Genomic DNA, 14162 nt, shown 5'->3' with positions numbered 1-14162 from the left:
GCATGGATTGCCCGGATAAACCGGGCAATGACGATAGGCGAGCGTTTTCTGCAAACGGGGCAGAAAACCCGCCCCGTTGACACCGCCCCCCGGCTTCACCATGTTGCGCGCTCTTTGAAGCGTGTTGCGGAACGGATCCCCTGATGAAGGTCGTCGTCGTTGAAAGTCCGGCTAAAGCCAAGACAATCAACAAATATCTGGGCAAGGACTATGAGGTCCTGGCCAGCTTCGGCCATATCCGCGACCTGCCGGCCAAGGATGGTTCGGTCCGTCCCGACGAAGATTTTGCCATGTCGTGGGAAGTTGATACCCAGGCAAAAAAGCGCGTCGCCGACATAGCTGCGGCTCTCAAGGGCGCCGAAGGATTGATCCTGGCGACTGACCCTGATCGCGAAGGCGAAGCGATTTCCTGGCATATTCTCGACGTCCTGCGCGCCAAGAAGGCCCTGAAGAAGGACGTTCCGGTGCAGCGCGTCGTCTTCAACGCCATCACCAAGGACGCCGTCACGGCGGCCATGGCCAAGCCGCGCGACATCGATATGCCTCTGGTCGACGCGTATCTGGCGCGCCGGGCGCTCGATTATCTCGTGGGCTTTACGCTGTCGCCGATCCTGTGGCGCAAGCTGCCGGGTTCGCGCTCGGCTGGGCGTGTGCAATCCGTGGCGCTGCGGCTGGTGTCGGAACGTGAAGCCGAAATCGAACGCTTCAAGCCTGAGGAATACTGGTCCGTCGAGGCGCAGCTGGCGCAGGGCGGCAAGAATTTTGTAGCGCGTCTCTTTGCCGTCGATGGCAAGAAGACCGACAAGCTCGACATCAAGACCGGCGAGAATGCCGCCGTGCTCAAGGCACTGATCGAGGGCGGCCAGTTCAACGTCGCCAATGTCGAAAAGAAGCCGACCAGGCGCAATCCCTATGCGCCCTTCACGACCTCGAGCCTGCAGCAGGATGCCTCGTCGCGGCTGGGCCTCTCGCCCAACCGGACCATGCAGATCGCCCAGCGTCTCTACGAGGATGGACTGATCACCTATATGCGTACCGATGCCGTGCAGATGGCCCCGGAAGGCATTGCCATGGCCCGATCGGTGATCGGCAAGTATTTTGGCGAGCAATATCTCCCGGAAAAGGCACGCATCTACCAGACCAAGGCCAAGAATGCGCAGGAAGCGCACGAAGCCATTCGTCCGACCGACATGTTCAAGCGCCCTGAAAGCCTCAACCTCGACGCTGACCAGGCCAGACTCTACGACTTGATCTGGAAGCGAACGCTGGCCAGCCAGATGGCTTCTGCCGAAATTGACCGCACCACAGTGGATATTGCCGTCAATGTGCCGGGCCGCGCGGTGACCCTGCGGGCCACGGGCTCGGTTGTCACGTTCCCGGGCTTCCTGACGCTTTATGGCGTGGAGGCGAAGACCGATGGCGAAGAGGACGACGAGGACGGCCGCGAACTGCCGCCGCTCAAGGTGGGCGACAAGCCGGACCTGAAGAAGGTCGAGATCGAGCAGCACTTTACCCAGCCGCCGGCGCGCTATTCGGAAGCGAGCCTGATCAAGAAGATGGAAGAGCTCGGCATCGGCCGGCCATCCACCTATGCGGCGACGCTGACGACGCTCAAGGATCGCAATTACGTCAAGCTCGAGGGGAAGGCGCTGCATCCGGAAGATCGCGGTCGCATCGTGACCTCGTTCCTCGAAAGCTTCTTCTCGCGCTATGTCGAGTATGGCTTTACGGCGCATCTGGAAGAACAGCTCGACCAGGTTTCGGCCGGTGAGCTCGACTACAAGGTGCTGCTGCGCGACTTCTGGAAGGATTTCACGGCGGCGACCGAGGAAATCAAGGATCTGCGCGTGTCCGAGGTGCTCGACGCACTCAACGACATGCTGGCCGACCACATTTTTCCGGCCAAGGCCGATGGTTCTGATCCGCGCCGCTGCCCGACCTGCGGCACCGGTACGCTGTCGCTGAAGCTGGGCAAGTTCGGCGCCTTTATCGGTTGTTCGAATTATCCCGAATGCAAGCACACGATGCAGCTATCGGACGCGGCCACTGGCCAGTCGCCGGAAGCGGCAGCCGGCGATGGCGTGCTGGGCATCGATCCGGAATCGGGCGAGGAAGTGCATCTGAAGTCGGGCCGCTTCGGCCCCTATGTGCAGCTGGGCGAGGGCAAGGAGCCCAAGCGCTCGTCGCTGCCCAAGGGCTGGGAAGCGGCATCGCTGACGCTGGAAAAGGCGCTGCAACTGCTGTCGCTGCCGCGTGAAGTGGGCCTCCACCCGGAGACCGGGCTACCGATTTCGGCAGGGCTTGGGCGTTATGGGCCGTTCATCCTGCATGACGGCAAATATGCCAACCTCCCCGACGTGGAAGAAGTTTTCACGGTCGGCCTCAACCGTGCGGTTGACCTGATCGCCCAGAAGGCCGCCGGTGGTGGCCGGGGCGGACGCGGCGCCGCCGTGGCCGCGATCCAGACTTTCGAGCACGACGGCGGACCGATCACGGTGCGTGCCGGGCGCTATGGGCCCTATGTGAACCAGGGCAAGGTCAATGCGACACTGCCCAAGGACCTCAAGCCCGAGGATGTGACGGTGGAACAGGCCATCGCCCTGATTGCCGCGCGGGCCGAGGCGACCGGCACCAAGAAGGCGCCGGCCAAGAAGGCTGCAGCGAAGAAGCCAGCGGCGAAGACTGCGACCGCCAAGAAGCCTCCGGCTAAAAAGCCGGCTGCAAAAAAGGCGCCTGCGAAGAAATCGACCACGGACGAAGACGCGCCGTTCTGAGGCACTCCTTCGCGCCTGAGTGGTCGCCGCCGCCACCCGGCTCGACCGCGGATGGATTGCCCGGTCAGGCCGGGCAATGATGAACGGCCCTGTGTTGCCTGGCCCCCGGCAACCTTCGACTAGCCGATCGTGCGCTCGACGAGGCTCAGCCAGTTGTCGAGTGCGATCTTGCGGACCAGCGCTTCCCCGTAGCCGCGGTCCAGCATGCCCTGCAGAAGTCTGGGCACCCCGGTGATGTCGCCGATGACGGCCGGCATCATGGCGCCGTCGAAATCGGACCCGAGGGCCACGCCGTCCTCACCGATGGCCTCGAGCAGGGCATCGACATGGCGCACCATGAGGTCGATGGGCGTATCGGGGAGAAACTTCCCATCGGGGCGGAGGAAGCCGGTGGCAAAGTTGATGCCGACAACGCCGCCAGTGTCCCGGATGGCGGAGAGCTGCCAGTCGACCAGGTTGCGGGTGCTCTGGCAGATGGCGTGCACATTGGAATGGGTGGCGACGAGCGGCTTGGTCGAGAGCGCGGCCACATCGCGGAAGCCGGCGGCGTTGAGGTGGCTCAGGTCGATCATTACCCCGCGCGCATCGCAAAGGCGTACCAGGTCCTTGCCGGCATCGGTGAGGCCGGGACCGATATCGGGATCGGCCGGAAAGCGGAATGGCACGCCCGTACCGAAAGCATTGGCGCGGCTCCAGGTAATGCCGATGGAGCGCAGGCCGGCGGCATAGAGCACTTCGAAGGACTCGAAGCCGGTGTCGATGGCTTCGGCGCCCTCGATGTGGAAGATCGCAGCCAGTTTTTCCGCTGACATTGCCGTGCGGATCTCGGCGGCGGATCGGCAGATGGCAAGGGCGCCGCTGCGTTCGAGCTGGAGCAGCAGGGCGGCCATGCCGTTGGTGGAGCGCTGGGCGTCCGCAAGGTCGAGCAGGGGCGGCAGCTCACCCTTGGCGTAGTCTGGCGAGGCGGCGACGCTGGCCAGATCGGTCTTTACCGGGGGCGGGAACATGGCGAAGAAGCCGCCCGCCATGCCGGCGGCGCGGGCACGAGGAAGGTCAAGGTGGCCCTCGGGTGCACCGTCGACAAACGTCGAGATGCGTGTCTCCGGCGGCTTTTCCAGAAGGCGCAGCAGCGTGTCGTTGTGGCCGTCAAAAAAGGGAATGGTGGTCATGGAATCGCCCTGGGTCTGAAGGGGGTAGGGTAGCGACTTCACCCGCAAGGGGCACCCCCACCCGGCCTCCCCCTGGAGGAGGGGAGGAGTAGTGCCGTGCTCCGGAGAGGGAGCTGGTCAGGCCTCGTCGACGAAGACGGTCTTGCCGCCGACGAGTGTGCGGGTGACCTTGCCCTGCATGCGGGCGCCTTCAAAGCTGGTATTGCGAGAGCGGGAGCGGATGGTCTTTTCGGTGACCTGCCAGGGATAGTCGAGGTCTATGAGGATGAGGTCAGCCGGTGCGCCCCTGGCGATGCGGCCGGTCTCGAGGCCAAGGATTTCGGCCGGGCGGCTGGTCATGGCGCGGAGGATGGTCATGAGGTCCACGTCGCCCGAGTGAACGAGGCGCAAAGCGGCCGAGAGCAGGGTTTCGAGACCGATGGCGCCATTGGAGGCTTCGGCGAAGGGCTGGCGCTTCACCTCGCTGTCCTGCGGATCATGGTCGGAGTGGATCGTGTCGATGATCCCGGCTTTCAGTGCCTCTATCATGGCCTGGCGATCATCTTCGGTGCGCAGGGGTGGACTGAGCTTGAAGAAGGTGCGGTAGCGGCCGATGTCGTTTTCGTTGAGGCAGAGATTGTTGATCGAGATGCCAGCCGAAATTGTCCCGTTACGCTTTTTCGCGGCTTCGAGCAGAGCGGCAGAACCGGCAGTGGAAATCTGGGCAGCGTGATAGCGGACCTTGGTGAGGGCCGCCAGTTGCAGATCGCGGGCGAGCGGGATGGTCTCGGCTTCGCGCGGTACGCCCTTCAAACCCAGTACAGTCGCAAAGAGCCCCTCGTTCATGACGCCATCGCCCACGAGGCTGGCCTCGGCTACGTGGTGGACGAAGGGCATGTTGAAATTGGCGGCGTAGCCCATGGCGCTGCGCAGCAGCGACGCCGACTGGATCGACTGGGCGCCATCAGTGAGACAAACGGCGCCGGCTTCCTTGAGGAGGCCGAATTCGGTGATTTCCTTGCCCTGAAGCCCCTTGGTGATGGCAGCGGCGGGCAGAACGCGGGCCGGGGACTGGACCTCGGCACGGCGGATGAGGAAATCCACTAGAGCGCCGTCGTCCACGGTCGGCGTGGTATCGGGCATCATGACGAAGCTGGTGACGCCACCGGCGACAGCGGCCGAGCCAGCCGAAGCCAGCGTTTCGCGATATTCCTTGCCGGGTTCGCCGACAAACACGCGCATGTCGATGAGGCCGGGCGCCAGGATCTGGCCGCCGGCATTGATCACCTCGGCGCCATCGGGAACGCCGGCGGGGCCCGACAGGGCGAGGTCGCTGACGCGGCCATTTTCGATCAGGACAGCGCCGAGCTGGTTGGTGCCGGAAGCCGGGTCGGCGATGCGGGCATTGTCGATGATGAGCGGACTTGTCATTGCTCGTTCCTCGCCGGCAGGAGTGCATCAAGGACAGCCATGCGCACGGCCACGCCCATTTCGACCTGATCGGTGATGACCGAGCGTTCGCCATCGGCAATGGCCGGGTCGATCTCGACCCCGCGGTTCATGGGCCCCGGATGCATGACGATGGCATCAGGCTTGGCCCAACCAAGCTTCTGCTCATCGAGGCCGTAGAAGCGATAATATTCGCGGACCGACGGGATCATCTTGCCATTGGCGCGCTCGTGCTGCAGGCGCAGCATCATGATGACGTCGACACCTTTCAGACCCTCTTCCATGTCGGTGAAGACCTCGGTGGCGAGGTTTTCGATGCCGGCTGGCAGAAGCGTGCGCGGGGCGATGACGCGGGTACGCACATTGAGCGCTCCGAGCAGCAGCAGGTTGGAGCGCGCAACGCGGGAATTGGCAATGTCGCCGCAGATGGCGACGGTGAGGCCGGCGAGTGTGCCCTTGTGGTTACGGATAGTGAGCGCATCAAGCAGGGCCTGGGTCGGGTGCTCGTGGGCACCGTCGCCGGCATTGACCACCGAGCAGCCGACTTTCTGGGCCAGCAGTTCGACGGCACCTGCGGCAGAGTGGCGGACCACCAGCACGTCGGGACGCATGGCGTTGAGCGTGGCGGCGGTATCGACCAGGGTTTCGCCCTTGGAGACCGAACTGGTCTTGACCGACATATTGACCACCAAAGCGCCGAGGCGTTTGCCGGCAATCTCGAAGGAGGATTGGGTGCGGGTCGAGGGCTCGAAGAAGAGGTTGATCTGCGTCTTGCCCGAGAGCGTGGGCAGCGACTTGCGCTCCTGCCGGGAGATTTCGATCATCCGTTCGGCGCGGTCGAGGAGGTCGACGATTTCGTGCTGCTTGAGATCAGCAATGGAAATCAGGTGGCGCTGCTGGAACGGGGGGAAGTCGCCCGAGAACCGGGCAGAGTTTTGCTGCGGCATGTCGCATCCCTAGCGATTTGCTGCGGTCTAGCCGAGTGAGGGGGACGGGGCAAGGTGCACCGCCCCCCTTTCTCGTTTTTATGCCGACATCGCGGTGCGCCGCCAGAAGGCCAGCGCGAAGCAGACGCCGAGGACGAGTTCAATGCCCATGGCTGCCAGCAGGCTGGTTGGTGGCGTGCCATCGGCCGCCAGGGATAGGAGGCGGCCGAGGCCGAAGCCGAGATAGAGCAGGGTTCCTGCAAGCAACGCGTGCGGCAGCCAGGTGGGACGAGCCAAGGCGGCGAGCATGGCAAGCGCGGCAAGCAGGATGACCCCGGCCGGCGCCTTCATCTCGTTGAGCAGCGCGGTGTCACTGCCGATGGCGATGCCATAGCCGGCGTAGAAAGTGCCGGGCGCAAGGAGGATGGCGAGGGCCAGCATCAGCGCGAGCAACGCGCCGATGCCAAGCAGGAGACGCAGGGAAGGCGTCACGGGGTCACGCAGCCTGGTGCCAGGCGCCCGAGCGGGCCACATCACGACAGAAGGTGGCAAAGTCGCGCGGCGGACGGCCCAGGGCCTGCTGGACGCCATCGGTCAGGGATTCGTTACGACCGTCAAAGAGTTCCTGGAACAGGCCGGTGAGCAGATTCGCCTCGTCCGGGCCGTATTCGGCCGTGATGGCTGCGTGAAAATCTTCGAGCGAAATCGGCGCATAATCCACCCGATGTCCAGAAGCAGCGCTGATTTCGGCAACCGCATCGGCAAACGTCAGCAGGCGCGGGCCGGTCAGCTCATAGAGCCTGTTGTGGTGGCGGTCATCGATGAGCGCGGCGGCCCCGATCTCGGCAATGTCGTCGACATCGATGAAGGGTTCCGCGCGCATGCCAGCGGGCAGGGCGAGGACGCCACTCATGACGCCAGGATACATCATGCCCTCGGAAAAGTTCTGGTTGAAGAAGGCGGCGCGCAGGATGGTGTAGCCGAGGCCAGAGTCACGCAGGACGTTTTCGGCCTGGACCGCGCCGCTTTCGCCGCGGCCGGAGAGCAGGACCATGCGCTGCAAACCGGCCGACTTGGCGACCGCGACGAGGGCGGCAATGTCATCCGCTCCCTGTGGCGACGCAAGATCGGGATAATAGGCGACGAAGGCGGTTTCGATGCCCTCGAATTGGGCAGCCCAGTTGGAGCGATCCTGCCAGTCGAACGGCAACGGAGTACGACGGCCGGCGGGGCGGGCCGTGCGCCCCATGGCGGCCAGATTGGCAAGTATGCGACTGCCGACCTTGCCGGACGCGCCGATGATGAGGATTGATTCAGTGGTCATGAGAAATCTCCCGATAGCGGTTGCAGCCGAGAAATTGGCCGTCCGATCTGGACTTTCCATCGCAGGATTGCCAGTTATCTGTGCAGAACGTCCAAAGATGGATGGTGATATGACCGAAGTGCATTTCCAGCCCCCGGATGCGGTCGATCCGCTTGGCGACGTGCTGCACATGCTGCGGCTCAACGGCACGCTTTATTGCCGGGCGGAGTTGGCGGCGCCATGGGGTGTGGCGTTGCCGCAAATGGACCGCTCGATGCTGTTTATCGTGATCATGGAGGGCGAGGGCTGGATGCGGATCGCGGGGCGGGACCCTGTACTGGTGCGCGCGGGCAGCATGGTGGTGTTGCCGCAGGGAACGCCGGTAGACCTCGTCAGCACGGCCAACGGGCCCGCGGTGCCGCTGTTCGACCTGCCGGCAACCAAGGTCAGCGAGCGCTATGAGATGATGGACATTGCCGGGCCGGGCCCGGTGACACGGGCAATGACGGGCGTCGTGTCGTTCGACGATGTGGCGGCGCAACGGCTGGTTGACCTTCTGCCCGAAGTGCTCATCGTCGATCGCTGGCACGATGCGGCCGGCCTATGGCTGCGGAGCACGCTCGACCTCATTTCGCATGAGGCGGCGGCGCTGAAGCCGGGTGGTGAGGCGGTGATCACACGGCTGGCGGACATCCTCATCATCCAGGCCATAAGGGGGTGGCTCGATACGGCTCCTGAGGCGCAGACCGGCTGGCTCGCGGCCCTGCGCGACGTGCAACTGGGGCGTGCACTGGCGGCCATCCACAAGTCTCCCGGCGAGGACTGGACGCTGGAGCGGCTGGCGCGGCTGGCGGGCATGTCCCGATCAGGGTTTGCCGCCCGGTTTTCCGACATGGTGGGGCAACCGGCCATGCGCTACCTCAACGAGTGGCGAATGCAGAAGGCCCGCCTTGCCCTCACGGGTGGGCGCGACGCCATCGGGCAGATCGCGCGGAATGCGGGATACCAGTCGGAGGCGGCGTTTGGCCGGGCCTTCAAGCAGACGTTCGGCGAGTCGCCGGGGAGTTTCAGGCGAACGGCCTAGCGCGATCGCAGGCGGTCAAGGGCGCCCTGGAGAATGTAGCTGGCAGCCAGCTTGTCGACGACTTCGGCGCGGCGGTCGCGACGGAGGTCGGCCTCGATCATCATGCGGGTGACGGCGGAGGTTGAAAGGCGCTCATCCCAAAAGGCAATCGGCAGATTGATCTTGGGCGCCAGATTGCGGGCAAAAGCGCGAGTCGACTGCACGCGCGGGCCCTCAGTGCCGTCCATGTTGAGCGGTAGTCCCAGGAGCAGGGCGACAACCTGATTCTGCGCGATCAGCTCGAGGATGCGCTCCGCATCCTGGGTGAACTTGGTGCGCTTGATGGTTTCGAGCGGGGTTGCCGAATAGCGCATGCCATCGGAAATCGCGACACCGATAGTCTTGGTGCCCAGATCGAGGCCCAGAATCTTGCCCGATGCTGGAATGGCGGCGAGGGGATCGGTGGTTGGCTCGTCGGTCACGTCAGGCTCGCTGGACAGGTCATGACAGTCCTATAGGGTGCCGCGCAGATTTTGGCGACGAAAAAGGCCCGCAATGAAACTCACCTGGTTTGGCCGTTCGGCTCTGCGCATTCACATTGGCGGGCACGTGGTGGTCGTTGATGCGGACCATGCAGCCGAGGGTGTTGACCGCAATGAGCTGGCAAGCGGAGCCGATCGCTTGGTGATGTTGAACGGTCCGCATTCGGGAATCGCCGGTGCGAGCTGGAAGGCACGGCCGGCGCAAAGGCTGCTCGAAGCCGGCGATGCGACCCGGCCGGCGGATTTCTGGTCTCCCGGAGACGGTGCGCTGTTGATCGATCCGGACGAGGACATGCCGCTGCTGATCCTGGGCGGGCCGGTGCCTGAACTGGGGCGCTGGGTCGAACGTTCAGTGGTGCTGCTGGTCGGTCCGGACCTCTCCGGACGGGCGGATCGGCTCGTTTCTGCGGCAAATCCCAAGCTGATTGCCCTGGCAGCAGAGGAGGCGGAGATTGATGCGGCAATCGACGCCATAAGGGAGCGGCTGGACGGGACGGGGCTGGTCGCGCTCGAACCGGGGCTGGCGGTGGAAGTCTGATCCGCCGCATAAGGCATTTTCATTGTCTTTTTGGTCTTGGCGTTGCTAATAACGCGCCAATACGCCTTCTCTTCCGGAGTTTTTCGCATGTCTGTCGATGCCGCCACCGTCAAGCGCATCGGGCGCCTCGCCCGCATCCGCATCGAGGAAAATGAGGTTGCCGGCTACCAGAATGAGCTCAATGCCATTCTCGGATTCGTCGAGCAGCTCGGCGAGGTCAATGTCGATGGTGTCGAGGCCATGACTTCGGTGACGCCGATGCAGCTGCGCCGCCGCGACGATGTCATCACCGATGGCAATTATGCCGAAAAGATCGTCAGCAATGCACCGCTGACCGAGGACAATTTCTTCATGGTGCCCAAGGTGGTCGAGTAAATGACCATCTCGATCGCCATCGAAACGCCTTTGCAGGACGATGTGCGGGCGCTTGTCACCCGGCTCAATGATCACCTGTTGCCGCTGTCGCCACTGGAATTCCAGTTCAAGATGACAGTGGAGCAGATGGCCGATAGCGCGACGACGCTGTTCGTAGCCCGCGATGCGGGTGGCAAGGCCGTCGGCATGGGTGCGCTCAAGATGCACGGCCCTGAACTGGGCGAGGTCAAGCGCATGTATACCGTGCCGGAAGTGCGCGGACAGCGGGTCGGCCGGCAATTGCTGGAGCGGATCGTGCAGCTGGCCCAGGAGCGCAACCTGCCCGTGGTCATGCTGGAAACCGGCACTGGCGATGGCATGTTTGAAGCGCATCGGCTCTATACCCGTTACGGGTTCGTCCCGCGCGGACCGTTCCTCGATTATCCTGACAGCGAGTGGTCTGCGTTCTTCGAGCTGCGTCTTGATGCGGAGAAGGCTGCGTGAGAGCTCTCGTCGCCGGTATGATCGCGATGCTCACTGTGCCTGCCATGGCGCAGGAGGACCTTCGCATCGACCACGACGGCCTCTACGTGACCGATCCGGCGGCCTGCCAGATGCTCGAGGACAAGGGACTCGACGCCTGGATGGAGCTGGATTTCCTGAGCCTGCGCTTCGACGACGGTATTCAGTCGATGGAGTTTCACTGCAACTTTTTCGACGTGAAGACGCGCGAGGGTTCGACGCATCTGTTCATTGATGCGATCTGCGAACTGCCCGGCGCGGTCTATCCTGACACGCTCGCGGTGACGCCCTACAGCGAGACACAAATCCAGGTCGTTTCGGCCTTTGAGGCGACCATGGCCGCAACTGGCCAATTTGAAATGAGCAGCGAGGTTGCGACGCCCGGCGCGACGCTCTACACACGCTGCGACAATCTGAGTGAGATCCCCGTTGACTGACCTGACCAAGCTGAGCCTGGCCGATGCCCGCAAGGGCCTGGAAAACAAGAGCTTTACCGCCCTTGAGCTGACGGACGCCTATATCGGCGCCATCGAAGCGGCCAATCCCAAGCTCAATGCCTATGTGGCGACGACGCCCGACCAGGCGCGCGACATGGCCAAGGCCAGCGACGAAAGGCTCGGCAAGGGGCAGGGCGGTTCGCTCGAAGGCATTCCGCTCGGAATCAAGGACCTGTTTGCCACCAAGGGCGTGCATACCCAGGCGGCCAGCCATATCCTTGATGGCTTCAAGCCTGAATATGAATCGACCGTGACCGCCAACCTCTGGCGCGATGGAGCGGTCATGCTGGGCAAGCTCAACATGGACGAATTCGCCATGGGCTCGTCCAACGAGACATCCTATTACGGTCCGGTCGTGAGCCCGTTCCGCGCCGAAGGCAGCAATGCCAACCTCGTGCCCGGCGGATCGTCGGGCGGCTCGGCTGCGGCTGTTTCCGCTTGGCTTTGTGCCGGTGCTACCGCGACCGATACCGGTGGTTCGATCCGCCAGCCGGCCGCCTTCACCGGCACCGTGGGCATCAAGCCGACCTATGGCCGCGCCTCGCGCTGGGGCACGGTGGCTTTTGCGTCCTCGCTCGACCAGGCTGGGCCCATTGCCCGCACAGTTGAAGATGCGGCGATCATGATGACCTCGATGTCTGGGTTTGATCCAAAAGATTCGACCAGCGTCGACATTCCGGTTCCCGATTTCGCCGCCGCTGTCGAGCGCGGCGTGAAGGGCCTGACGATCGGTGTTCCCAAGGAATACCGCATGGACGGCATGCCGGCCGAGATCGAGAAGCTATGGTCCGAGGGGCTAGAATGGCTCAAGGCGGAAGGCGCTTCGGTCAAGGACATTTCCTTGCCGCACACCAAGTATGCGCTGCCGGCCTATTATATCGTGGCGCCGGCCGAGGCCTCGTCCAACCTGGCGCGCTATGACGGCGTCAAGTACGGTCTGCGCGTCTCGGGCAAGGACATTACCGACATGTATGAGCTGACCCGCGCCGCCGGGTTCGGCCGCGAAGTCAAGCGTCGCATCATGATCGGCACCTATGTGCTCTCGGCCGGCTATTTTGATGCCTATTACGTCAAGGCGCAGAAGGTCCGCACGCTGATCAAGAAGGATTTCGAGGAGGCCTTCCATGCCGGCGTCGATGCGATCCTGACCCCCGCTACGCCGTCGGCCGCCTTTGGCATTGGCGACGAGGCCCTGGCTGCCGATCCGGTCGCCATGTATCTCAACGACGTCTTCACCGTGACCGTCAACATGGCTGGCCTGCCGGGCATTGCCGTACCGGCCGGCAAGGACGGGCAGGGACTTCCGCTTGGCTTGCAGCTGATCGGCAAGCCGTTTGACGAAGAGACCCTGTTTGCGGCCGCCCGCGTCATCGAAAAGAGCGCCGGCGGGGACTTTGCGCCCAAGCCGTGGTGGTAGGTCGCAACCTCGAGCGCAAGCGGTTGTGCTTGATTGTCCCGCCGTTCCGCACTATTTGCGGCCAATGCACAAGTTGAAACTGGTGGAGACGCGCCCCTTAGCCGCGTCCGGGCCAACAGGAAACCAGCCAATGGCCGTTGATATCTTTACCTCGCTCGACTGGTCCGAGCCACCCAAGGACATGAGCAAGCCGCTGCAGGCCCTCTGGTGGCTCAAGAAGGGTGAATTGCGCGTTGGCGCCGAGTGGGAACGTGCCCACGCTATCGTCCAGTCAATGGAAGGCGTCCAGGCTTTCGACTGGGTTCACGCTCTGATGCACTGGATCGAAGCCGATATGGGCAATGCCGACTACTGGTATCGCCGCGCCGGCAAGCGCCGGGCAACGGCCAGCGTGTCCCAGGAATGGGAACACATTGCAGCGGCGCTCAGTGAAGTCACGCGTCACTGAGAGCAGGCGCTGCTTGAGAGTTCGAAGGCCGCAGGATCGTGTGATCCTGCGGCCTTCGCCTTTCAGGCGCGCAACACTTCCAGCCCCTGGCGGGTGATCCGGTAAGGACCGTTGCGCAGGGATGCGATGACTTTCTTGGCTCGCATGCTCTTGAACATGTCGAAGGTGCAATCGGACATCAGCCAGCCCTCGCGGGTGTAGCACTCGATGTCGATGGCCCGGCCATCGTCGTCACGGATAAGGGTAATCTGGCCGCCGAGGGCCAGCACGTTGAGAACGCGGCGTTCGCGTCGAGAAACGTTCATTGTCTTGATTTGCCAGCTTGCGGCCTGGCCTATGGCATGGCCGCGAACAAACGGGGCCGGCCGCTGGCATCACGCTCAGGGGCCGGACGGTTCATTCATGCCCCGTCGCGACCGGACGGGGACTCAGGCAATCTCAGACTGACTAGACATGGCTCGATGGTAGCGTCACCGGCGCGCGGCGACCAGTGCGCGGCTGCCACAGGTTAGGAACAATGCTCTTGCCTTCCGTGCCCCGGGTCGTCGGCGCGGCAAGGATCAAAGCGCCGGTGGCCATGAACCACAGGGTCTGTGGCCAGACCGCGAGCCGTTCCATGGTGCCGCGGCCAAAGGGGATGCCACCCATGGTGTGACAAAGCCCCGCAACCAGCACCACTGTTCCCACAAAGGCCGTCCAGCGCGCAAAGGCGGGCGCTGAAAACCAGAAGACGGCCGCGATGATGAGGAAGGCAAAGCCGGGGGCCGCGATGGCGGTCACCGCGCCATGGCTGTGAAAGGGGATTTCAAAGTCGAGCGGCGTCGCGCCCACGACCATCGCTCCGATACCGCCAAGCGCTAGCAAAAGCAGGGCGATGGACACGAGCGGGCCGTTGGGCCACAGGCTGCGGGTGAGCCAGACACCGATGACGGTGAGCGCACCGTGCAGGATTATGCCAAGGTTGAACACCAGGTGTAGTGGAGAGCACAGGATGTCGGGATTGCCCGAGGTTGGCCAGAAATGGACGCCGCAGCTGGTGATGCCCAGCATGCTGATGTCGTGGAGAAACAGGTTGTGCGCGGGAAAGGCCAGATGCGCCAGGAACTGGGCGAGGAAGAACTCGACGCTCAATAGCCAGCACAGGGCACCCAGACGAACCTGATCACGCATCGATATCTCCT

Annotated in this window: 16 protein-coding genes; 8 read left to right on the top strand and 8 right to left on the bottom strand. The window is 63.5% G+C overall.

What is annotated here, in order from left to right:
• Positions 1-143 precede the first annotated feature (143 nt).
• The gene (gene topA, locus MQW79_RS02885) at positions 144-2774 is read left to right on the top strand and encodes a type I DNA topoisomerase (RefSeq protein WP_476586724.1); all 2631 of its coding nucleotides are present in this window, start codon (positions 144-146) and stop codon (positions 2772-2774) included.
• 119 nt (positions 2775-2893) lie between these two features.
• Here the strand turns inward: topA and MQW79_RS02880 are convergent, their stop codons facing one another.
• The 5 genes from MQW79_RS02880 to MQW79_RS02860 form a co-directional block, all read right to left on the bottom strand.
• Positions 2894-3943, bottom strand: a complete 1050-nt coding sequence (locus MQW79_RS02880) for a dipeptidase (RefSeq protein WP_476586722.1) — start codon at positions 3941-3943, stop codon at positions 2894-2896.
• Between the two features lie 117 nt (positions 3944-4060).
• A complete protein-coding gene (gene pyrC / locus MQW79_RS02875; RefSeq protein WP_476586720.1) occupies positions 4061-5353 on the bottom strand; it encodes a dihydroorotase in 1293 nt (430 codons plus the stop codon).
• Complete coding sequence (locus MQW79_RS02870) at positions 5350-6318, bottom strand: aspartate carbamoyltransferase catalytic subunit (RefSeq protein WP_476586718.1); 969 nt, start codon at positions 6316-6318, stop codon at positions 5350-5352. The genes pyrC and MQW79_RS02870 overlap by 4 nt, the downstream gene beginning before the upstream one ends.
• Positions 6319-6396: 78 nt before the next feature.
• Complete coding sequence (locus tag MQW79_RS02865; protein ID WP_476586716.1) at positions 6397-6789, bottom strand: DUF4345 domain-containing protein; 393 nt, start codon at positions 6787-6789, stop codon at positions 6397-6399.
• A 4-nt stretch (positions 6790-6793) separates the two neighbouring features.
• Entirely contained in the window at positions 6794-7621 is an 828-nt protein-coding gene (locus tag MQW79_RS02860; protein ID WP_476586714.1) for an NmrA family NAD(P)-binding protein, read from the bottom strand.
• A gap of 109 nt (positions 7622-7730) precedes the next feature.
• On the opposite strand from MQW79_RS02860, the gene MQW79_RS02855 reads away from it, so the two are divergent.
• Positions 7731-8684, top strand: coding sequence for an AraC family transcriptional regulator (locus MQW79_RS02855; protein WP_476586712.1), 954 nt, complete (start codon positions 7731-7733; stop codon positions 8682-8684).
• Here the strand turns inward: MQW79_RS02855 and ruvX are convergent.
• A complete protein-coding gene (gene ruvX / locus MQW79_RS02850; protein WP_476586710.1) occupies positions 8681-9145 on the bottom strand; it encodes a Holliday junction resolvase RuvX in 465 nt (154 codons plus the stop codon). The two genes, MQW79_RS02855 and ruvX, sit on opposite strands and share 4 nt — an antisense overlap.
• 73 nt (positions 9146-9218) lie before the next feature.
• On the opposite strand from ruvX, the gene MQW79_RS02845 reads away from it, so the two are divergent.
• The 6 genes from MQW79_RS02845 to MQW79_RS02820 all read left to right on the top strand — a co-directional run bounded on the left by MQW79_RS02845 (position 9219) and on the right by MQW79_RS02820 (position 12981).
• Positions 9219-9743, top strand: a complete 525-nt coding sequence (locus MQW79_RS02845; protein ID WP_476586709.1) for a hypothetical protein — start codon at positions 9219-9221, stop codon at positions 9741-9743.
• 87 nt (positions 9744-9830) lie between these two features.
• Positions 9831-10118, top strand: coding sequence for an Asp-tRNA(Asn)/Glu-tRNA(Gln) amidotransferase subunit GatC (gene gatC, locus MQW79_RS02840; RefSeq protein ID WP_476586708.1), 288 nt, complete (start codon positions 9831-9833; stop codon positions 10116-10118).
• Positions 10119-10601: a GNAT family N-acetyltransferase gene (locus MQW79_RS02835; RefSeq protein ID WP_476586707.1), complete on the top strand. Its 483-nt coding sequence runs from the start codon at positions 10119-10121 to the stop codon at positions 10599-10601. It abuts the gene before it with no gap.
• Positions 10598-11056, top strand: a complete 459-nt coding sequence (locus MQW79_RS02830; protein ID WP_476586705.1) for a hypothetical protein — start codon at positions 10598-10600, stop codon at positions 11054-11056. The genes MQW79_RS02835 and MQW79_RS02830 overlap by 4 nt, the downstream gene beginning before the upstream one ends.
• Entirely contained in the window at positions 11049-12533 is a 1485-nt protein-coding gene (gatA, locus tag MQW79_RS02825) for an Asp-tRNA(Asn)/Glu-tRNA(Gln) amidotransferase subunit GatA (protein ID WP_476586703.1), read from the top strand. The genes MQW79_RS02830 and gatA overlap by 8 nt, the downstream gene beginning before the upstream one ends.
• A gap of 130 nt (positions 12534-12663) precedes the next feature.
• Positions 12664-12981: a hypothetical protein gene (locus MQW79_RS02820; protein WP_476586702.1), complete on the top strand. Its 318-nt coding sequence runs from the start codon at positions 12664-12666 to the stop codon at positions 12979-12981.
• A 62-nt stretch (positions 12982-13043) separates the two neighbouring features.
• Here MQW79_RS02820 and MQW79_RS02815 read toward each other — a convergent pair whose 3' ends face one another.
• Both MQW79_RS02815 and MQW79_RS02810 read right to left on the bottom strand, forming a co-directional pair.
• Entirely contained in the window at positions 13044-13286 is a 243-nt protein-coding gene (locus tag MQW79_RS02815; protein WP_476586700.1) for a YjhX family toxin, read from the bottom strand.
• A gap of 142 nt (positions 13287-13428) precedes the next feature.
• The gene (locus tag MQW79_RS02810) at positions 13429-14151 is read right to left on the bottom strand and encodes a DUF998 domain-containing protein (RefSeq protein ID WP_476586699.1); all 723 of its coding nucleotides are present in this window, start codon (positions 14149-14151) and stop codon (positions 13429-13431) included.
• Positions 14152-14162 lie beyond the last annotated feature (11 nt).

It is taken from the genome of Devosia sp. Micro-HW1, assembly GCF_056341075.1.
This window is presented reverse-complemented; position numbering and strand designations above follow the sequence as displayed.

Bases quoted from the DNA above. Each gene is read 5' to 3' on its own strand.
- topA (WP_476586724.1), top strand. From the start codon at position 144: ATGAAGGTCGTCGTCGTTGAAAGTCCGGCTAAAGCCAAGACAATCAAC.
- MQW79_RS02880 (WP_476586722.1), bottom strand. From the start codon at position 3,943: ATGACCACCATTCCCTTTTTTGACGGCCACAACGACACGCTGCTGCGC.
- pyrC (WP_476586720.1), bottom strand. From the start codon at position 5,353: ATGACAAGTCCGCTCATCATCGACAATGCCCGCATCGCCGACCCGGCT.
- MQW79_RS02870 (WP_476586718.1), bottom strand. From the start codon at position 6,318: ATGCCGCAGCAAAACTCTGCCCGGTTCTCGGGCGACTTCCCCCCGTTC.
- MQW79_RS02860 (WP_476586714.1), bottom strand. From the start codon at position 7,621: ATGACCACTGAATCAATCCTCATCATCGGCGCGTCCGGCAAGGTCGGC.
- MQW79_RS02855 (WP_476586712.1), top strand. From the start codon at position 7,731: ATGACCGAAGTGCATTTCCAGCCCCCGGATGCGGTCGATCCGCTTGGC.
- MQW79_RS02845 (WP_476586709.1), top strand. From the start codon at position 9,219: ATGAAACTCACCTGGTTTGGCCGTTCGGCTCTGCGCATTCACATTGGC.
- gatC (WP_476586708.1), top strand. From the start codon at position 9,831: ATGTCTGTCGATGCCGCCACCGTCAAGCGCATCGGGCGCCTCGCCCGC.
- MQW79_RS02835 (WP_476586707.1), top strand. From the start codon at position 10,119: ATGACCATCTCGATCGCCATCGAAACGCCTTTGCAGGACGATGTGCGG.
- MQW79_RS02820 (WP_476586702.1), top strand. From the start codon at position 12,664: ATGGCCGTTGATATCTTTACCTCGCTCGACTGGTCCGAGCCACCCAAG.
- MQW79_RS02815 (WP_476586700.1), bottom strand. From the start codon at position 13,286: ATGAACGTTTCTCGACGCGAACGCCGCGTTCTCAACGTGCTGGCCCTC.
- MQW79_RS02810 (WP_476586699.1), bottom strand. From the start codon at position 14,151: ATGCGTGATCAGGTTCGTCTGGGTGCCCTGTGCTGGCTATTGAGCGTC.